This is a genomic window from Undibacterium sp. CCC3.4, assembly GCF_034347425.1.
Lineage (GTDB): Bacteria > Pseudomonadota > Gammaproteobacteria > Burkholderiales > Burkholderiaceae_D > Undibacterium.
The window spans coordinates 476,580-496,414 of record NZ_CP133779.1; the positions used below are offsets into that span (position 1 = coordinate 476,580).

Consider the following 19,835-nt stretch of genomic DNA (forward strand, 5'->3'; position numbering starts at 1 on the left):
GAGGTATAAATAATTAAACAAACAAACTAGCTGGGTGATTTTGCATCGGGCGTGCTGCTGGCCCAACGCGGGTAATATTGAACAACGGCTGGACCATCGAGGCGCAGCGAATGACAACGTTGTAATTGAAACGGTCGCACCGCATCGCTGCCATCGGCTGCATCGCTGGCGCTGTCGCGGGTGGCCAGAACCTCACCGGCGAAGGCTTGCACCGCGGCCGTCGGCAAAATTTGCGCCAATTCCGTCAAATGGGTGCAGCCGAGTATGCCACCCAAGTGCAAGCGCACGCCGTGGCGGAATTGCTGCAGTAAATTCAGACCGATGAGCTTTTTATAATCAGGCGTAATCGCTTCGCAAAAGCCGGGATACGGCACTGCGACCGAAACGGCGGCGGCATCGACGACATTGAATTGCACATCGATGGTGACGCGCAGATGTAAATCATGCAAGGCTTCGCCACATGGCCGCACGCCCGAGGCGAGCGCGATATCGCGGGTTTTATGGTCGGTAATATGGGCGTCAAGATCCCACAAGCCGTCGTCGCGAGCGTACGCAGCTATACTGATGGCACGCGTATGTTTCAACGTGCGTGGAGATGTTGATGGTAGAAAGGGCATCATGCCTTGCTGGCGGCTATCACTATAAGGAGCCACATTGCGCGTCGTCATCGCAGTTTCTACGATAACAGCCGCTCTTGCGGCCTTGCAAAAAACCTCAGAATTCTAGCACAGCTGGCTGGGGAACTCACTGCCTGTCGGCTTTTTTTACATTTCCAGCCGCGGATGTAGCATTATTGATCATCTTCGTCGCGCGGCGCACGCATGGCCAGTTGTACCGCTTTGCCGGAAAAACCACGCTGCTGCAGGAAGCGGCTATGCCGCATGCGCTCGTTCTGATCGAGCGGCGCGGCAGGAAATTTCCTGTGCAAGACAGAAATAGCGCGCGCGCCCTCACCCTCACTCAATTGTTCGCGTATTCGCGCCAAGTCTTCGCCCTCCAGCGCATGGGTCTGCAACTCGGCGAGAATGCGATAATTGCCATAGCGTGCAGAGCGTCGGTTCACCAAGGAATCAGAAAACCGTTGATCCGACATGAAATCGGCCGCAGCCAGCCAGTTCAGCACCATGTCGAGTTCTTCGGCATCGGCCGCATGGGGCGATAATTTACGTCGCAATTCGCTGCGGCTATGCTCGCGCATAGACAAATAGCGTAAAGCGCGGCCCTTGAGACTCAGTGTTGGTTTCATTAATTACTGCTTGCCAATAAAAAGGCCGACAATCCCGATCGAAGTGGAATTGCCGGCCAAAACTTTCAAATCAAATTAACTTAGCTTAGCTTAGCTTAGCTTAGCTTACGCCGCTGCGACAGGCGCTGCCGTTTGCAAAGGCGGTGGCAACAAAGGTACGTTCAAATGGGCGCGGACTTTGTTTTCAATTTCATACGCCAATGCTGGACGTTCTCTGAGGAAATTACGTGCATTATCTTTACCCTGACCGATGCGTTCGCCATTATAGCTATACCATGCACCAGCTTTTTCGATGATTTTCGCATCGGCCCCGAGATCGAGGATTTCACCTTCGCGTGAAGTGCCTTCCCCATAAAGAATATCGAAATGCGCTTCTTTAAATGGTGGCGCGACTTTATTTTTGACGACTTTCACCTTGGTTTCATTGCCAATCACTTCATCGCCCGATTTGATCGAACCGGTACGACGGATATCGAGGCGCACCGAAGCGTAGAACTTGAGCGCATTGCCGCCGGTGGTGGTTTCCGGGCTGCCGAACATGACGCCGATTTTCATACGGATTTGGTTAATGAAAATCACCAAAGTATTAGTACGTTTGATACTGCCTGTCAGCTTGCGCAGCGCTTGCGACATCAGACGCGCTTGCAGACCCGGCAAGGAATCACCCATATCGCCTTCGATTTCAGCACGCGGCGTGAGCGCGGCGACCGAATCGATGACGATCAGATCAACACTGCCCGAGCGTACCAGGGCGTCAGTGATTTCCAATGCCTGTTCGCCAGTATCTGGTTGCGAAATCAGTAATTCATTGAGATTGACGCCAAGCTTTTGCGCATAACCGACATCAAGCGCATGTTCGGCATCGATAAAGGCGCAAGTGCCGCCGATTTTCTGCATTTCTGCAATAGCTTGCAGGGTCAAGGTCGTTTTACCCGATGATTCCGGACCGTAAATTTCAACAACTCGGCCGCGTGGCAAACCACCGACGCCAAGCGCGATATCGAGGCCGAGTGAACCGGTCGAAACCACTTGAATTTCTTCCACCACGGCACCATCAGCCATGCGCATGACGGAACCCTTGCCGAATTGCTTCTCGATTTGTGCCAGCGCTGCGGCCAGCGCCTTGCTCTTTTCTGAGCTGTTGTCAGATTTCTTATCGTCCATACATTCTTTCATTCAATAAGCAGCCGGTGGAAAACAACACAGAGATGTTTTTCCGCGTTTTGCAGTACTGTATAAAAAAACAGTGATTTATGCAAGCGACTTTTACAAACTGTGCGAATTCCACCCAGACTGACTATCTTACCAACAGTTCTGTCAGCGCGCAGGCCTTGCATAGACGATGCTTGAAAAATCATCGACACAGCGGTAAAGTTTTCCTATTGCGGTCAATTTCGCGAGGATGCAATGAGCACAACTCTCTTGTTCAAACATATCAAAAGCTGCATCGCTTTAGCTTTAAAACAATGCGGCGCGGCACATGGTCGCAGTCGCGAAGCCGAACATTCCGCGATTTCGCCAGACCCGTTACGCCGCCCCTTCGCCGAAGTACTGCGCACGATGCCAGATGTAGGGATAGATGCTGATTTTAATTGCCGAAATGAAATTACGAATTAGCCAAATGACTCGCTTTTTAGTCGATACGAATGTCATCAGCGAACACCGCAAGGGCAATAAAGCCAATGCCGGCCTGAAACAATTTTGGCGTGAGGTCGATCCCGAGACGGTGTATTTATCCGTACACACCATCGGTGAAATTCGTGCCGGCATCGTAAACATTTCTAAGCGTGGCGATTGCTATCAAGCCGGTGTAGTAGACCAATGGCTCAGTCACATCCTGCGCGACTATGCCCAACGGATTTTTCCATTTGACCTTGACTGCGCTCAGTTATGGGGGCAATTGATGGCTAAACATAAACAACATCCGGTCGACAAACAGATTGCCGCGATTGCGCTCGTCTATGGCATGGATCTCGTTACGCGCAATGTTGCGGATTGCGCCGGCACTGGCGTGACCGTGATCAATCCGTTTGTGTCTGATTGACCCCTGCCTGCTCCAAGCTGCGTAACACTGTTCTGTCTTGGTACAGTTGTTCCATTCGCAAGCGCCCGAGCATCACAGAATAAACGCATATAAATCAGAGACTTAACTCCAGGATAACGAGTGGCATGCATTGTGCGTCAAAGCAACGTGCAGGACAGTTCGCATTCCCTATCTGATAACCATCTGGAGACGACAATGATTTATGCTGCACCGGGCGCTGCTGGCGCTAAAGTTCAATTCAAAAGCAAGTACGACAATTTCATCGGCGGCAAATGGGTCGCCCCGGTCAAGGGTGTGTATTTTGACGTGGTCACCCCGATCACTGGCTTGGTGTTCACGCAGGCCGCCCGTTCCGGTGCGGAAGATATTGAACTCGCTCTCGACGCTGCCCATGCCGCCGCCGATAAGTGGGGCCGGACTTCGGCCGCCGAACGGTCGAATATATTGTTGAAAATTGCCGATCGTCTCGAAGCCAATTTGGAACTGCTGGCCTATGCCGAGACCATCGACAATGGCAAACCGATACGCGAAACACTCAATGCCGATATTCCGCTGACCATCGATCACTTCCGCTACTTCGCCGGCTGTGTGCGCGCCCAAGAAGGCGGTTTGAGCGATCTCGATGAAAACACCGTGGCGTATCACTTCCATGAGCCGCTCGGGGTGGTCGGTCAAATCATTCCATGGAATTTTCCGATTCTGATGGCCGCTTGGAAGCTGGCCCCCGCCATCGGTGCCGGTAACTGCGTGGTGCTCAAACCAGCCGAATCGACACCGATCAGTATCTTGATCATGGCCGAATTGATCGCCGATTTGCTGCCACCGGGTGTGCTCAATATCGTCAATGGCTACGGGCGCGAAGCCGGCATGCCCTTGGCAACCAGCCGCCGTATCGCCAAGATTGCCTTCACCGGTTCGACCTCGACCGGACGTATGATCGCTCAGGCCGCGGCCAATAATCTGATTCCGGCGACGCTGGAATTGGGCGGAAAATCACCGAATGTATTTTTTGCCGACGTCGCGCAAAAAGATGATGCGTTTTTTGATAAAGCCATCGAAGGCTTGGTACTGTTCGCTTTCAACCAAGGCGAGGTGTGCACCAGCCCATCGCGCGCACTGATACACGAATCGATTTACGATGAATTCATGGAACGTGCTTTGCCGCGCGTACGTGCGATCAAGCAGGGTAACCCACTCGATACCGATACCATGCTCGGAGCGCAAGCCTCGAAAGAGCAAATGACCAAGATCATGTCGTATCTCGACCTCGGCCTACAAGAAGGTGCCGAACTACTGGTCGGCGGCGCACGCGCGCAGATGAGTGGAGAACTGGAACAAGGCTATTACATCCAGCCGACCATGTTCAAAGGTCATAATAAGATGCGTATTTTCCAAGAAGAGATTTTCGGCCCGGTACTGGCCGTGACCACCTTCAAAGATGAAGCCGATGCGCTGGCGATTGCCAACGATACGCCTTACGGCCTCGGTGCCGGCGTCTGGAGCCGCGATGGCAATGTTGCTTATCGTATGGGCCGCGGCATTAAAGCCGGCCGCGTCTGGACCAACTGCTACCATGCTTATCCGGCGCATGCCACCTTCGGCGGTTACAAGGAATCAGGTATCGGTCGCGAAACCCATAAGATGATGTTAGATCATTACCAGCAAACTAAGAATCTTTTGGTCAGCTACAGCGAAAACAAGCTCGGCTTCTTCTGATTCCATCGCCGCTATAGATGCTGTTTTAGTTTTGCGGGGACACCACTTGTCCCTGCTTTTTTTTGGGAGCAGAGGATGGTTGACAAAGTCATTGCGACACCAGCGGCCTTGGAGCTGATCGCTTTCTTGCAGCAGAAACACGGGGCGCTGATGTTTCATCAGTCCGGTGGCTGCTGCGATAACAGCGCGGCCAATTGCTATTTGCCAGGGGAATTGACCATCGGTGCCGGCGATGTTTATCTCGGCGAGATAGGCGGCGTATCGTTTCACATCGGTATTTCACAATATCAGCATTGGAAACACACGCAATTGATCATCGATGTCATCGATGGTTACGGCGGCACCTTGTCGCTCGAAGGTCCGGAAGGGAAGGCCTTTCATACCCGCTCAAGGGTGTTTGAGCAAGCCGAACTGGACGAACTGAGTCAAGACCCGGCTTGGCTGGCGGCGTGTCGATAGGCATGGACTGCAGCAAGGACATCGGCTTGCCAGCTTGTCGGGCCGCGCATTCTGGGCGATAATCAGGCCCATGACCGATATCTCTACACTCCCCCCCTTGCCCGACCGCCTGTCGATCGACCCACGCAGCCCCCACCATGTGCGCGCCATCTTCGAACATGATGTCGGTATCCGTTTCAATGATAAAGAACGTCTCGACGTCGATGAATATTGCATCAGCGAAGGCTGGATCAAAGTGTCCGGCGGTAAAGCGCTGGACCGTAAAGGCCAACCGATGTCGATCAAATTAAAAGGTAAAGTCGAAGCGTTCTACCGCTGATCGCCGACTGTCATTGTAGGCGGCCGATCTGTATGCCGCTGTTTCCCCTGCTCTCGCGGTGCCCGGCACCGCAGCTCCTCCCTTGTTCGATAAAGATCCCATGACCACACCAGAACTCGCGTTTCGCGCGACCACGGAGCAAGCCTGCGCCTGGCTCACGCAACAAACCGGTACGCCATGGAATTTGGCGCGCTTGCTCGAGCATCAGCTCACGCCCTATGTTTGGCTCGATTACGACAGTGCGCATGCGGCCTTATTCGGCGACGCCAATGGCGGCTATGCGGCACCGATTTTTTTCCTCGACGATATCACCCACTTGGCCAGTGGTGCGGCGGATGTACAAATCACCATGACCAAGGATAGCGACAAACTGGTCGTCAGTTTACCGCCCCCGGGCTGGCGGCGTGCCTTGCATGAGCTGCGTTTTCAAAAGTCGGACTTGCAGCGCTTGCACAAGCAATGGCAAGCAGCGCTGGCCGCTGCTGCTGCGCCGGTGGCCGTCAGCGTGACTGAAACCCAGCATGGCTTGCTGCGCGCCGAAGTGTTGTCGGTGTTTGCCGGTTTGCTGAAAATCGATTTGGCGCAAGCGCTCGATGCCGGCGGCGGTATTTTCGGCGATGAAGGTGCACGCATCAAAGCCAGTACCCGCAAAGGGAAAAAGAAAATCGAATGGTCACCGGTGACCTTGGCACTCGGCTTCAATGAAGTCTACCGGGTACCGCTGGGGCAGTTGTCGCGCCGCTTTGAAGATCAGGTCTTGCTGCATCCTTGGCAATATGCGTGGCAACGCTCGCTCGATTTATTGGGTAAATAGGCGCGCCACCCTTGCCTGCGCCAGTTATTCACGCATGGGCGCGATTCCATCGCGGGTTAAATTAGGTAGAATGGGCGTATCGCTTTCGCTGCTTATTCCACATGAACTTACCTGACTTTCGTTCGCCGCACATGCTCACGGCACATATCCAAAGCACCTTGGATTTTTACGAACCGCATTGTGTCGACCCTAGCGGCGGTTTTTATCACTTTTTCCAAGATGATGGCCAAGTCTATGACCGCCACACCCGTCACTTGGTCAGCAGCACGCGCTTCATCTTCAATTATGCGATGGCATGTCGTCACTTCGGTCGCAGCAGCGATCACGCCAAGCTCATGCATGGGCTGCGCTTCTTGCGCGACGTGCATCGCCATCCAGATAGTGGTGCCTATGCCTGGGAATTACGTTGGGAGAATTCTGAAAAAACCGTCATCGACGACGACAACCACTGCTATGGTCTGGCCTTTGTATTGCTCGCTTATGCGCATGCGCTGATGGCCGGCGTGGCTGAAGCGCAGCAGTGGATGGATGAAAGCTTCGATCTGATGGAGCAGCATTTTTGGCAAGCCGAGTACGGCTTGTATGCCGATCAGTGCAAGGCCGACTGGTCGCAGCGCGCGCCCTACCGCGGCCAGAATGCGAATATGCACGCCTGCGAAGCCATGCTGGCCGCGTATCAAGCCAGCGGCGAGCGCCGCTATCTGCTGCGGGCCGAACTGCTGGCCGAGCACATCGTCAATCGCCAAGCCGACTTGGCCGCTGGTTTGATCTGGGAACACTATCATGCCGATTGGAGCATAGACTGGGATTACAACCGCGATGACCGCGCCAATCTGTTTCGCCCCTGGGGATTCCAACCGGGCCATCTGACCGAATGGGCCAAACTCTTGTTGATACTCGAGCGCCATCGTGATGCGCTCGACGGCCGCGGCGACTGGCTGCTGCCACGCGCGATGGCCTTGTTTGATACCGCGCTCGAGATGGCCTGGGACCGGCAACACCTAGGTATTCATTACGGCTTCGATCCGGCCGGGGCAATTTGTGATGGCGATAAATATTTCTGGGTACAAGCCGAAAGTTTTGCCGCCGCCGCTCTGCTGGCGATACGTAGCGGCCACGCCCATTACTGGGATTGGTATGACAAAATCTGGGCCTATAGCTGGCAGCATTTTGTTGATCACCGGCATGGTGCTTGGTACCGCGTACTCAGCGCCGACAACCGCAAACTCTCCAGCCACAAAAGCCCGGCGGGCAAGGTCGATTACCACACCATGGGGGCGTGTTATGAAGTACTTGATGCCATGAAGCAAGCAAACCAGCGGTCGGACTGAGCTTTACCCTGCCAAGCTCGCTCACAACTCGCGCATCATGACTTGCGAAGTAACATGAAAACCCTGGCGCTCAAAAAACCGATGCGCCTGATGATTGCCTATTCCGCTTTCGAGGAACACGCGGGTACGCCCCTCAGCGGCCAGACGTGCCGCCAGCGCCTCGAGAAATTGCTGCGCCACGCCTAGTCCACGCCACTGCGGCGCAATGAGAAAATCATCGAGCACGGCGTAAGCTCGCGTGCTGCCGCCGTAACTTAAAAAAGCAATCCCAGCCAGTTCCGTGCCGCAGTGGGCACAGACCACTTCGGCGGAAAAATCTTGCTGTTGCCTTTGAGCAGCTATTTGTCGCACTTCCTCAATCAGCAAGGCGCGCAAATTCGGCTGCCACACGCCGGGGGCGAGCGCCCGCCCACCCTGTAATTCGGCATGCGAGATATAGTCAGCCTGGGCGTTGGCACAGAAAAAATCGGCAATTTGCTCGGCACTGGCGCTGCCACCAAGCTGCAGGAGCGGCTTGATGTGCTTGTTTGCGCTGTTATTGGTATGTTGGGACATGGCGACACTCACGGATAAAAAAATCGGCGCGGCTGGCGATGCTGATGATCTGCGTCAAAACTTGGCTGCAGTAATGTGCACGAGCAAAATTTTTCAGCGAATTCAAGGTCAAATTGGTATACAGTTGAGCGATGATAAGAATAAGCATAAGCTTAGGCAAGTGCATAGTGTAACAAATAAAATACCGTTCAGGAAAAGCATAAAAAGCGCTATGCACACACTGTTGCAGGCGATCAATTCTATTCCTGATTATGAGACAACTTCACCATTGAAATCACCATGCGTATCCTGCTAGCAGAAGATGACAGCGTTTTGGCCGACGGCCTGACCCGCTCGCTGCGCCAATCCGGCTATGCCACCGATTGCGTCAATAACGGCGAAGAAGCCGATACCGCCTTGACGACGCAAGACTTTGATTTACTCATTCTCGATCTCGGCTTGCCCAGACTGAGCGGCTTGGAAGTCTTGCGCCGCCTGCGTGCGCGTAACTCGCACTTACCGGTACTGATATTGACGGCGGCCGATTCGGTCGAGCAGCGCGTCAAGGGCCTCGATCTCGGGGCCGACGATTACATGGCCAAACCATTCGCGCTGTCGGAGTTGGAAGCACGCGTGCGCGCGCTCACGCGGCGCGGTGCCGGCGGTGGGCCAACCGTGATCAAGCATGGTCCGCTCAGTTATGATCAGGTTGGCCGTATCGCTTACATCCATGAACAGATGCTCGATTTATCGGCGCGTGAGCTCGGTTTACTTGAGGTGCTGTTACAACGCACCGGGCGTCTGGTTTCCAAGGATCAGTTGGTCGACCACTTGTGTGAATGGGGTGAAGAAGTCAGCAATAATGCCATCGAAGTGTATGTGCATCGCTTGCGTAAAAAAATAGAAATCGATGGCGTGCGCATCGCCACGGTACGCGGCCTCGGATATTGTTTGGAAAAATATTTCGTCGCCCCGCGCAGCAGCGTGATCGATATCGATCAACCATGAAGCTGCCGCCCAGCGTTGATCCGGCTGCTGGCGTCGCTGGCGTCGAGAACATTTTGCTGCAGCCGCCGGAAGAAAAAATCCAGCGTTCTTTGTTCGGCGAAATTCTCGACTGGATGCTGGCACCCTTGTTATTGCTCTGGCCGATGAGCATCGCCATTACCTATCTGGTTGCCAAATCCATCGCCAATCAACCGTTCGACCGCGCCCTTGAAGATAAAGTCTTGGTGCTGTCACAACAGGTCAAAGCCAGCGAGTCGCTCACAATCGGGCCGCTGAATAAAATTGCACGTGATATTTTACGCGCCGACGATCTCGATAATCTGTTTTTTCAGCTGCGCAGTAACGGCACTATTATCGACGGCGACAAGGAAATTCCGCTGCCGGATGAGGAAGACAAGCCGGCCAACGGCGGCATACAACTGCGCACTTTCAACCTGCACGGCATCGACCTGCGGGTCGCGTATGCCTATGTCGAACGGCGTATCGGTGCCACCCACGAGTCGCAGCAAATTCTGATACAAGTCGGTGAAACGCTGGAAAAGCGTGCAGTCTTGGCGAATGAAATCATCAAGGGGGTAGTACTGCCACAATTCATTATTTTACCGGTCGCCTTGGCCTTGGTGTGGTTTGCGCTCAGCCGCGGTCTGTCACCCTTGGCCGAATTACAGCAGCGCATACGCTTGCGCCGGCCCGATGATTTAAGCCCCATCGATGCCCGTTCGGTGCCGGAAGAAATCACCCCGCTGGTGACCTCCTTGAATGATATGCTGGCCCGCGTGGCCCTGACCATAGATAGTCAAAAACGTTTCATCGCCGATGCCGCACATCAGATGAAAACCCCATTAGCCGGTATGCGCATGCAATCCGAACTGGCCTTGCGTCAAACTGACCAAGCAGAAATCCACCGCTCACTGCTGCAGTTATCGACCAGTTCCGAAGCCGCTACCCGCCTCATCAACCAGTTGCTCACCATGGCCAGAGCTGAGAATCAGAGCAGTGCCAGCCAAGCTCGCGAACTGATCAATCTCAACGAACTGGCCATGCATACGGTGCGCGATTGGATTCCCGCCTCGTTTGCCAAAAAAATCGACCTCGGCTTCGAGCAACCGGATTTCGCCATCAATCTGTTCGCCTATCCGGTGATGCTGCGCGAAATGCTCAGCAATTTAATCGACAATGCGATTCGCTACACGCCCTCGGGACACAGCGTCACGGTCCGTGTGGCGCTCAATGAAGAGCAAGCCTTGGCGCTGTTGGAAGTGGAAGACAATGGCCCCGGCATCGTCGAGGCCGAACGCGAACGGGTATTCCAACGTTTTTACCGCATCCTCGGCAGCAATGTTCAAGGCAGCGGCTTGGGTTTGGCGATCGTGCGGGAAATCGTGCAGCAGCATGCGGCCCACATAGTAATCAGCGATAACCCGAACCACCAAGATAGCGACTTCCCCGGCTGTACCTTTCGTATCGCCTTTCCCCTCAAGCCGTTTGAGGATGCTTCTGAACGGAGTAGCTGAATGCGCTTTCTTGCTGCTGCAGCGCCACATTACTGGCGTCGTACCAAACGCCTGACCAGCATCCTGCTGCTGTGCTGGCTGGGGCTCACTTTCGGCTGCCTGTTTTTTGCCCGTGAGTTGGCAGACATCACTTGCTTCGGCTGGCCCTTGTCGTTTTACATGGCCGCACAAGGTCTCACGCTCAGCTATGTGCTGCTGCTGGCGGTATATTCACTAGGCATGCACTGGATTACTCGTCGCAAAGGCCAGCATTGATGTCACAAAAAAAATTCACGCAAAAACTGCGGCTGTATTACCTCTGGTACACCTTATTGTTTTTCATCGTCCTCATCAGCTTGGCGATACTCGAAAAAGAAGGTATGCCGCGCGCTTGGATCGGCTATTTGTTCATGTTCGTGACGATAGTCATTTACGCCGGCATAGGGGTACTCTGTCGCACCGCCGATATCAGTGAGTATTATGTCGCCGGGCGACGCGTGCCGGCCGTCTTCAACGGCATGGCCACCGCCGCCGACTGGATGTCGGCGGCGAGCTTCCTCAGTCTGGCTGGCGGTTTGTATTTGCAAGGCTTTGATGGTCTGGCTTATATCGTCGGCTGGACCGGCGGATTTTGTTTGGTGGCGATGTTGATCGCACCTTACATTCGCAAATTCGGCCAGTACACGATTGCCGATTTTCTCGGCAGCCGATTCGCCGGACCTGACAATACCAACTTGGTGCGGATACTGGCGGTACTGGCGACGGTGTTCATTTCTTTCATCTATGTGGTGGCGCAAATTTACGGTGTCGGCTTGATCACCTCACGGTTTACCGGCGTTGATTTTTCCGTCGGCATTTTTCTCGGCTTAGCCAGCATTTTGGTATGCTCGTTTTTGGGCGGCATGCGCGCCATCACCTGGACCCAGGTGGCGCAATACATCATCATCTTGATCGCTTTCATGATTCCGGTTGGCTGGCTGGCGGCCAAATTGAGCGACAATCCGGTACCGCAGTTATCTTATGGTGCCTTCTTGCCGAAGCTGGTGGAAATCGAAAAACGCTTCGCCGCCGACCCGAAAGAACAGCAGGTACGAGCGATTTACCGCCAGCGCGCCGATGCCTTGCAAACAAAAATTTTGGCCTTGCCGGCGTCTTGGGGCAGCGGCCGCGAAGAATTGGAAGGCGAACTCGAACGTTTGAAATCGGGTAGCGGCAACCTGATCGCAGTGAAGAATGCCAGCCGCCTGTTGGCTGATTATCCCAGCTCGCCGGAGTTGGCACGGCTGCGTTGGAATGAGATCCGGCAGTCTTACTTGGCCAAAGCCGAACCGGGCTTTTCACAATACACCCCGTATGCGGCCAAAAGCGCGGCAGAATCAGATATCCGCCGGAATAATTTCATGGCTCTGGTGTTATGTCTGATGATGGGCACAGCCGCCTTGCCCCATGTACTCACGCGTTATTACACCACGCCCTCGGTGAGCGAGAGTCGCGATTCGGTGTTTTGGTCGCTGTTCTTCATCATGTTGCTCTACCTGACGATTCCGGCGCTGGCTATCTTGGTTAAATATGATATCTACACTTCCTTGGTCGGCAGTGAATTTTCCAAACTGCCGTCTTGGGTTACTTACTGGGCCAACATCGACAAGATCAATCCTTTGGTGAGTATCATCGATGTCAATCATGACGGCATCGTTCAGTTGTCGGAAATTATCATCGACGGCGACATCATCGTGCTGGCCATGCCCGAGATTGCCGGTCTGCCCTATGTGGTGTCGGGATTGGTAGCGGCCGGTGGCTTGGCGGCGGCGCTGTCGACCGCCGATGGTTTGCTGCTGACGATTTCAAATTCCCTGTCGCACGATATTTATTACAAAATCATCGATCCGAGCGCCTCGACGCAAAAACGGGTGACGATTTCCAAGTTGTTTCTGCTCGTCGTCGCCCTCTTCGCCGCCTATGTCGCCTCGCTCAAACCGGCCGACATCCTGTCCTTGGTCGGTGCCGCTTTTTCGGTCGCCGCCTCGGCGCTGTTTCCCGCACTGGTATTGGGCATTTTTTGGAAGCGCGCGAACCATCAAGGTGCAATCGCCGGCATCATCAGCGGATTTTCGGTCTGTGTACTTTACATGCTCATCACTCACCCTTGGTTCGGCGGCAGCATCAACAACCAGTGGTGGCATATCGCACCAATTTCGGCCGGCGTGTTCGGTGTCCCGGCCGGTTTTCTGTGCATGTTGCTAGTGAGTCTGTGGACACCCGCGCCCGACCAACGCACGCTCGAGCTGATTGACTATATTCGCGCCCCCTGATCGTGCGACTGCTGGCACGCTTCTTGATACAGTAATACTTACCCGAACTCGCGGAAATTGATATGGAAAAATTTTTCAACGAAATGACTGCCCAAGCAGTCGGCACTGCCGATGCAACCCGCGAACATTATCGCCCATTCTGTAACTGGCTCAAGCAGCAAAGCCCGGAGCGTCTGCAGGCCAAACGCGCTGAAGCCGATCTGACCTTTCGCCGCGTCGGGATTACCTTCGCCGTCTACGGCGATGACGCCGGCACCGAACGCTTGATTCCCTTTGATATCATTCCGCGCATCATTCCAGCCCAGGAATGGCAACAGTTACAAGCTGGTTTGGTACAGCGTGTACAAGCGCTCAATATGTTCATTCATGATATCTATCACGATCAAAACATCATCAAAGCCGGTTTGATTCCACCCGAACAAATCTATAAAAATGCCCAGTATCGCCCGGAAATGCAGGGTATTTCAGTGGCCTCTGATATTTACGCACATATCGCCGGGGTCGACATCGTGCGCGCCGGTGCCGGTGAGTTCTATGTGCTGGAAGATAATTTGCGTGTTCCTTCAGGCGTGTCATACATGTTGGAAGACCGCAGGATGATGATGCGGCTGTTCCCTGAGTTATTCGCCAATAATAAAATCGCACCGGTCGATCATTATCCCGATATGTTGCTCGACAATTTGCGTTCGGTCGCACCGATCGGCGTCGATAATCCGACCGTGGTGGTGATGACGCCGGGAATGTATAACTCGGCCTACTTCGAGCATGCCTTCTTGGCGCAACAAATGGGGGTGGAGTTGGTGGAAGGGCAGGACTTGTTCGTCAACGAGAATGCCGTTTATATGCGCACCACGCGCGGCCCCAAACGCGTCGATGTCATCTATCGCCGGGTCGATGATGATTTTCTCGATCCGCTGGCGTTCCGCCCCGACTCCTCACTCGGCGTGCCGGGCCTGTTATCGGTGTATCGAGCCGGCCGCGTCACGCTGGCCAATGCCATAGGCACCGGCGTGGCCGATGACAAATCGATCTATCCGTATGTGCCGGACATGATCAAGTTTTATCTGACAGAGCAGCCGATACTCAATAACGTGCCAACCTATCAATGCCGCAAGCCGGAAGACTTGGCCTATACCCTGGCCCACTTATCCGAACTGGTGGTGAAAGAGGTGCATGGTGCCGGTGGTTACGGCATGCTGGTCGGCCCGGCCTCAAGCAAGCAACAGATTGAAGATTTCCGCCAGCGTCTGCTGGCCAAGCCGGATGGCTATATCTCTCAGCCGACCTTGGCACTGTCGTCCTGCCCGACCTTCGTCGAGCAAGGCATCGCACCCCGCCACCTCGATTTGCGTCCCTTCGTCTTATCCGGCAAAACCATTTCCATGGTGCCGGGCGGTTTGACCAGGGTGGCACTGGAGGAAGGCTCGCTGGTGGTGAACTCGTCGCAAGGCGGCGGCACCAAAGACACCTGGGTGCTGCAAGAGTAAGCGCACACAGAAAAATAAGCTGATTTTTTTCCGCTCTGCGCGGTCGATTATTTTAGAAAGAATACTTATGCTGAGCCGAACCGCCGATCACTTATTCTGGATGGCACGTTATACCGAACGCGCCGAAAACACGGCACGAATGCTCGATGTGAATATGCAAACGTCGATGTTGCCGCAATCGGCGCAAAATGCTGAACAAGGCTGGCGCGCCATGCTCGGCATTTCCGAGCTCGAAACCGCCTTCGACCACCAATATGGCATGTTGACTAAGGCTGACGTGCTCGATTTCATGGTGCGCGATCCGATGAATCCATCTTCGATTGCCACCTGTCTGAAGGAAGCACGTGAAAACGCACGTGCCGTGCGCGGTACCCTGACTACCGAAGTGTGGGAAACCCAGAACGCAACCTGGCTGGAAATGCAGGAAAAACTCAACAGCGGCATGCTGGAACAAGATCCCAGCCAATTCTTTGAATGGGTTAAATTTCGTTCGCATCTCTCGCGCGGCGTCACCCTCGGTACCATGCTCAAAGACGAAGCCGTGCATTTTATTCGACTCGGCACCTTTCTCGAACGGGCCGACAATACCGCTCGTATTCTTGATGTGAAATTTCACGGCGTGGCAGAGGCCGAGCACGGTCGCCAAGTCATGCAGCGCGATTTTTATTACTGGGCGGCCTTGCTGCGCTCGGTGTCGGGCTTTGAAATTTACCGCAAAGTATATCGCGATGTGATTACCCCGGAACGGGTAGCCGAATTGCTGATGCTGCGCGGTGATATGCCGCGCTCGCTGTTGGCTTGCATGGATGAAGTGGTTGCCAATCTGGCTGAAGTGCGCAATGATTTGTCAGCCGACAGCGAACGCTTTGCCGGGAAATTGCATGCCGATTTAAAATTCGCCCGTATCGATGATATTCTCGAAGCCGGCCTGCACGACAGTCTCAAACAATTTTTGGAAAACATTTTCGAGCTGGGCAATCGCATAGGGCGCGATTTTCTGGTTCCCTGCGCGACCTGAACGCCGGAACATTTAAATCATGCAACTACTCATTCAGCATCAGACCACTTACCGCTACTCGCTTGCCTCGACGTATACGATACAACAGTTGCGTTTGACGCCGCGCGCCGAATCGCACCAGCGTATCGTCGAGTGGCGCTTGCAAACGGCCGGGAGTAAGCAAGCCTTCCTCGATGCCTATGGTAATCAGTCACATATGCTCACTACCAGCGGCCTGCATTCTGAAGTCAATATCCTCGCCGAAGGCGTAGTCGATGTCAGCGCCCCACCGTATGGGCGCATCACCGATGCCGAACAATTTTCGCCGCTGGTGTTTACGGTGGCGACTCGGCTGACCGAGTCCAGTCCCGCGATCACGGCTTTCGCCCAGCAGCATTTGCCGCAGATCGGCGCGGCTGGTAGCCGCGACTTACTCGTGCTGGCCGAGCAGATCCAACAAGCTGTCGCTTACCGCAGCGGTACCACCATCGTCACCAGCACGGCCGACGAAGCGCTGGCCCAAGGCTTGGGCGTGTGTCAAGATCATGCCCATCTGTTTCTGGCTTGTTGCCACGTGCGCGGCATTCCGGCGCGCTATGTGTCTGGCTATATCGACCCGGAAACCAGCGGCCACGCCGACAGCCATGCTTGGGTTGATGTTTGGGCTGATGATCATGGCTATCATGGCTGGATCAGCATCGATGTCACGCATGCGCGTTTGATGAATGACAGTTACTGCCGCTTGGCGATCGGGCGCGATTATGATTCGGCCGCACCGGTACGCGGCGTGCGCCGCGGTGGTGGCAGTGAAACCTTGAGCGTCTCGGTACACGTGCGGCCACGCTGATTCGCCGCCTACACCTGCCCGGCTTGAGGTAAAATCAAGCCTTCACGTTTTTCAGCAAAATTATTTGCTCTATTTTCAAGATGACTTACTGTGTTGGCATACGCCTCGACGCCGGGCTGGTTTTCCTCTCTGATTCACGCACCAATGCTGGGGTGGATCAAGTTGGCACCTTCCGCAAAATGTCGGTGTTTGAAAACCCCGGCGAACGGGTGATGGTTTTGATGACGGCTGGGAATTTATCAATTTCGCAATCGATACGCGAATTGTTGGCTGATTTTCAAGATGAACGCGGTAACAATATCTGGAATGCGCCGAATATGTACGAAGCCGCACGCATCCTCGGCGAAACCGTGCGCCGCGTGCATCAGCGCGATGCCAAGGCGCTCGCTGAATTCGGCATCGATTTCAATGTCAGCCTGATGTTCGGCGGTCAAATCGGTGGCGAACGCTGCCGCTTGTTTCAAATTTACTCGGCCGGTAACTTCATCGAAGCGCATGATGAAAACACTTACTTCCAAATCGGCGAAGCCAAGTATGGCAAACCGATACTCGATCGCGTGGTCAATCCGGCCACCAGCCTCGATGACGCCGCCAAATGCGCGCTCATTTCCATGGATTCGACTTTGCGCTCGAATGTGTCGGTCGGCTTGCCGCTCGATTTACTGGTCTATGAAAACAATCGTCTGGCGATCAGCCGTTTCGTTACCATCGATGAAAAGAACCAATACTTCCAAACGATACGCCATAACTGGGGCGACCAATTGAAAGCCGTGTTTGAAGGCATCGCCGCTCCGGTATGGGATGCCGAGCAAGCGCCGGCTGGCGGCGCACGTCAGCATCAAGTACACAATTTACCGGTATTGGTACGCGATCCACTGCGTACCAGCACCCCCGACGCCGCCTTACAATCATTCGCCGGCCAACAGCCGCGGCGCAGTTGATCAGGCCTCGTTCTTCTGATACCAAGCACAATCGGCGGCATGGTCGTTGACCATGCCTATGCCCTGCATGTAGGCATAGATGATGGTGCTGCCGACGAACTTGAAGCCGCGGCGGCGTAAATCTTTGGAAATCTGATCCGACAAAGGCGTCGTGATGATGCGGCTGCCATCATTAATAATCGGCAAGCCACTGACATGGCCCCATAAATACGCATCGAGACTGCCGCATTCCTGACACAAGCGCAGATACGCCTGAGCATTGGAAATGGCGGCGGCGACTTTAAGACGATTGCGGATGATGCCGGGGTTGGCCAGCAAGGCAGCCACCTTGTCGGCATCGTAGGCGGCGATCTTGTGCGCATCCCAGTCATCGAAGGCGAGCCGGTAATTGCTGCGTTTATTGAGCACGGTTTCCCAACTCAAACCGGCCTGGGCACCTTCCAAATTAAGCATTTCAAACAGCCGGCGCTCATCATGACAGGGCACGCCCCACTCATGGTCATGGTAATCAAGGTAGAGCGGATTGGCCGGATTAGCCCAGCTACAGCGCGGTCGGTTCATTCCTTATTCCCTGACACAGAAGTAAGCGCGGATTGAAACCGCGCTTCCAAGTTAATCGGGACCGCAACCCCGACGAGTTTCCATTAAAAACCGATACCGGCGCTCAGGCTATTGAGTTTCTCAGCGCGCGTGCGCACCAACTCATACGCCGACGTACTCGGTGCCGGACAGACGCCATCACGGCGGTAGCTCAGCGCAGCCTTCAACACAGCCTCGGCCGGATCGCCAAGTGCGGCAGTGAGATCGTCGGCCACTGCGCAGGTGGGTGCAAAGCCATCGGCATAGTCACTCTCACCGCGCGTATTACCGAGTCGGGACTGCGGCATATAATAATACCAACCGCAATTCTTCACCACGCCCATACCATACGGCATACCGGGCGTGGCAGCACCGATCAGATCAACCTTCACACCGATGCCGCGCAAGGCATTGATCAACGCTTCATTGGCCGGTCCGGTGGCATGCGTGACGAGTAAAGTCACGCGTGACAATGCCAGTGTGGGTAACACCGCACCAGTATCAGAATGCGTGCGGAAGCGGTAGGCTGCATCGTGCTCAGCGAGTCTGGCATTATGCACGGTTTTCTGAAAACTGTGCCCCTGCGTTCGCTGCGGTCCGGCAATCATCGCGGCCAACAGATTGGCACGATCCATCGAGGCACCGGCATCGTAGCGCAGATCAACGACGAGATCACTGACATGGTGCCCCTTGAGCTCGCTCACTGCTGCGATCAGCGCCGCATCGGCTACGCCAGACTGTAACACCGCAGCCGGCGTGGCCAACATCAGGTAGGCGATACCATCGGGCAGCATGCGCACATACCTTACCGGTGTCGGTAAGAGTAGTTGTGCGCTTAAATTCAGTGCCGGCTTATCTTTAAAAATAAATACATGGGTGCTCTCGGTGCGCGGAAATAAAGCACGCTGGGCGCGTATTTGCGCAGCTCGCTCAGGCTCATTGACGACATCGATACCATCGATGCTGAGCAGTTCATCGCCGCGCACGATGCCAGCCGCCGCGGCCGGCGAGCCCGCTGCCACATCGGCCACGCGCCACGCTGCCGGTGCCGGCGCGCGCACCCAACTGATGCCATAGCTGGGGTCGGCCAAACTGGATGCCGCCGCCGAGACGGCCTGCTCACTCTGCACCTGGAAATACGCATCGAGCGGCGCGCCAGCAGGTGTCAGGGCAGGGTTTTTCAAGCTGGCGTAAAACGCTTGTGGGGTATCGTTCAGTGGGCTCAGTAAGCTCTTCGGTATGGTGTCGGCCCACAAGTATTTTTCTTCGACCACGGCACGCAAATAACTTTTTTCATCGTTGCTGCTACCTGAGCGCTCAGAACTCGATGGCTGTGGCGCGGCACAGCGTCCGGCTAATTCGCGCAGCGGTTTGATCTGCGCCATGCCGGCCTCCAGCGATTGGTGCGCCGCTGGTGTGACTGGTGTGACTGGTGTGACTGGTGTGGTCGGTATAATCGGTGTGGTCGGCTTAACCGGGGTGACAGGAATCAACGGCGTCAGCGTTTCCGGCAGCCCGCTGACTACGCCATTTTCGACATGGGCCATCGGGACACTGGTGATGCCGACGACAGGTGCAGGAGCGACGTTGGTGTCGCCGCCGCCGCAGGCTGCCAACAAACTCAGAGAGAACAAGGGAAGTAAAGTTTTCATCGACAGACTCCATGTGGTTGGTGTCATTCAAGTCTATCGAAATAAAAATTGCTTCG

Annotated in this window: 21 protein-coding genes; 15 read left to right on the forward strand and 6 right to left on the reverse strand. The window is 54.8% G+C overall.

Features of this window, described 5'->3' with window-relative positions; all coding sequences use genetic code 11:
- Nucleotides 1–26: 26 nt before the first annotated feature.
- The 3 genes from RHM61_RS02280 to recA all read right to left on the reverse strand — a co-directional run bounded on the left by RHM61_RS02280 (nt 27) and on the right by recA (nt 2,410).
- Nucleotides 27–617 (reverse strand): DUF2889 domain-containing protein, encoded by a 591-nt coding sequence (locus RHM61_RS02280; protein ID WP_322251025.1) that lies wholly within the window; start codon nt 615–617, stop codon nt 27–29.
- Nucleotides 618–790: 173 nt separating this feature from the next.
- Entirely contained in the window at nt 791–1,246 is a 456-nt protein-coding gene (recX, locus tag RHM61_RS02285; protein WP_322249514.1) for a recombination regulator RecX, read from the reverse strand.
- Nucleotides 1,247–1,351: 105 nt separating this feature from the next.
- Nucleotides 1,352–2,410 carry a recombinase RecA gene (gene recA / locus RHM61_RS02290; protein WP_322249515.1) on the reverse strand — a complete coding sequence of 353 codons (1,059 nt, stop codon included), beginning with the start codon at nt 2,408–2,410 and terminating at the stop codon, nt 1,352–1,354.
- Between the two features lie 457 nt (nt 2,411–2,867).
- On the opposite strand from recA, the gene RHM61_RS02295 reads away from it, so the two are divergent.
- From RHM61_RS02295 to RHM61_RS02320, 6 genes are all read left to right on the forward strand, one after another.
- A complete protein-coding gene (locus RHM61_RS02295) occupies nt 2,868–3,290 on the forward strand; it encodes a type II toxin-antitoxin system VapC family toxin (RefSeq protein ID WP_322249516.1) in 423 nt (140 codons plus the stop codon).
- Between the two features lie 195 nt (nt 3,291–3,485).
- Nucleotides 3,486–5,006 carry an aldehyde dehydrogenase gene (gene adh / locus RHM61_RS02300; RefSeq protein ID WP_322249517.1) on the forward strand — a complete coding sequence of 507 codons (1,521 nt, stop codon included), beginning with the start codon at nt 3,486–3,488 and terminating at the stop codon, nt 5,004–5,006.
- 75 nt (nt 5,007–5,081) lie between these two features.
- Nucleotides 5,082–5,465: a DUF779 domain-containing protein gene (locus RHM61_RS02305; protein WP_322249518.1), complete on the forward strand. Its 384-nt coding sequence runs from the start codon at nt 5,082–5,084 to the stop codon at nt 5,463–5,465.
- A gap of 70 nt (nt 5,466–5,535) precedes the next feature.
- A complete protein-coding gene (locus tag RHM61_RS02310) occupies nt 5,536–5,784 on the forward strand; it encodes a DUF3297 family protein (RefSeq protein WP_322249519.1) in 249 nt (82 codons plus the stop codon).
- A 100-nt stretch (nt 5,785–5,884) separates the two neighbouring features.
- Nucleotides 5,885–6,598 carry a hypothetical protein gene (locus RHM61_RS02315; RefSeq protein ID WP_322249520.1) on the forward strand — a complete coding sequence of 238 codons (714 nt, stop codon included), beginning with the start codon at nt 5,885–5,887 and terminating at the stop codon, nt 6,596–6,598.
- Nucleotides 6,599–6,699: 101 nt separating this feature from the next.
- Complete coding sequence (locus RHM61_RS02320; RefSeq protein WP_322249521.1) at nt 6,700–7,929, forward strand: AGE family epimerase/isomerase; 1,230 nt, start codon at nt 6,700–6,702, stop codon at nt 7,927–7,929.
- Nucleotides 7,930–7,950: 21 nt separating this feature from the next.
- Here RHM61_RS02320 and RHM61_RS02325 read toward each other — a convergent pair whose 3' ends face one another.
- Entirely contained in the window at nt 7,951–8,484 is a 534-nt protein-coding gene (locus RHM61_RS02325) for a GNAT family N-acetyltransferase (protein ID WP_322249522.1), read from the reverse strand.
- Here RHM61_RS02325 and RHM61_RS02330 point away from each other — a divergent pair.
- The 9 genes from RHM61_RS02330 (at nt 8,483) to RHM61_RS02370 (ending at nt 17,548) form a co-directional block, all read left to right on the forward strand.
- Nucleotides 8,483–8,779 carry a hypothetical protein gene (locus tag RHM61_RS02330; RefSeq protein WP_322249524.1) on the forward strand — a complete coding sequence of 99 codons (297 nt, stop codon included), beginning with the start codon at nt 8,483–8,485 and terminating at the stop codon, nt 8,777–8,779. The genes RHM61_RS02325 and RHM61_RS02330 overlap by 2 nt on opposite strands.
- Nucleotides 8,764–9,471 carry a response regulator transcription factor gene (locus RHM61_RS02335; protein WP_322249525.1) on the forward strand — a complete coding sequence of 236 codons (708 nt, stop codon included), beginning with the start codon at nt 8,764–8,766 and terminating at the stop codon, nt 9,469–9,471. Before RHM61_RS02330 ends, RHM61_RS02335 begins: the two co-directional genes overlap by 16 nt.
- Complete coding sequence (locus tag RHM61_RS02340; protein ID WP_322249526.1) at nt 9,468–10,985, forward strand: sensor histidine kinase; 1,518 nt, start codon at nt 9,468–9,470, stop codon at nt 10,983–10,985. The genes RHM61_RS02335 and RHM61_RS02340 overlap by 4 nt, the downstream gene beginning before the upstream one ends.
- Nucleotides 10,986–11,240 (forward strand): DUF4212 domain-containing protein, encoded by a 255-nt coding sequence (locus tag RHM61_RS02345; protein WP_322249527.1) that lies wholly within the window; start codon nt 10,986–10,988, stop codon nt 11,238–11,240.
- Nucleotides 11,240–13,276 carry a sodium:solute symporter family protein gene (locus RHM61_RS02350; protein WP_322249528.1) on the forward strand — a complete coding sequence of 679 codons (2,037 nt, stop codon included), beginning with the start codon at nt 11,240–11,242 and terminating at the stop codon, nt 13,274–13,276. The genes RHM61_RS02345 and RHM61_RS02350 overlap by 1 nt, the downstream gene beginning before the upstream one ends.
- Nucleotides 13,277–13,338: 62 nt before the next feature.
- The gene (locus RHM61_RS02355; protein ID WP_322249529.1) at nt 13,339–14,763 is read left to right on the forward strand and encodes a circularly permuted type 2 ATP-grasp protein; all 1,425 of its coding nucleotides are present in this window, start codon (nt 13,339–13,341) and stop codon (nt 14,761–14,763) included.
- 67 nt (nt 14,764–14,830) lie between these two features.
- On the forward strand, nt 14,831–15,781 hold the full coding sequence (locus tag RHM61_RS02360; RefSeq protein WP_322249530.1) for an alpha-E domain-containing protein: 951 nt from the start codon (nt 14,831–14,833) through the stop codon (nt 15,779–15,781).
- A gap of 19 nt (nt 15,782–15,800) precedes the next feature.
- Complete coding sequence (locus RHM61_RS02365) at nt 15,801–16,607, forward strand: transglutaminase family protein (protein ID WP_322249531.1); 807 nt, start codon at nt 15,801–15,803, stop codon at nt 16,605–16,607.
- 80 nt (nt 16,608–16,687) lie between these two features.
- Nucleotides 16,688–17,548, forward strand: a complete 861-nt coding sequence (locus tag RHM61_RS02370; protein ID WP_322249532.1) for a proteasome-type protease — start codon at nt 16,688–16,690, stop codon at nt 17,546–17,548.
- Here RHM61_RS02370 and RHM61_RS02375 read toward each other — a convergent pair whose 3' ends face one another.
- Nucleotides 17,549–18,109: a DNA-3-methyladenine glycosylase I gene (locus tag RHM61_RS02375; RefSeq protein ID WP_322249533.1), complete on the reverse strand. Its 561-nt coding sequence runs from the start codon at nt 18,107–18,109 to the stop codon at nt 17,549–17,551.
- A gap of 83 nt (nt 18,110–18,192) precedes the next feature.
- A complete protein-coding gene (locus tag RHM61_RS02380; RefSeq protein WP_322249534.1) occupies nt 18,193–19,779 on the reverse strand; it encodes a PDZ domain-containing protein in 1,587 nt (528 codons plus the stop codon).
- Nucleotides 19,780–19,835: the final 56 nt, after the last annotated feature.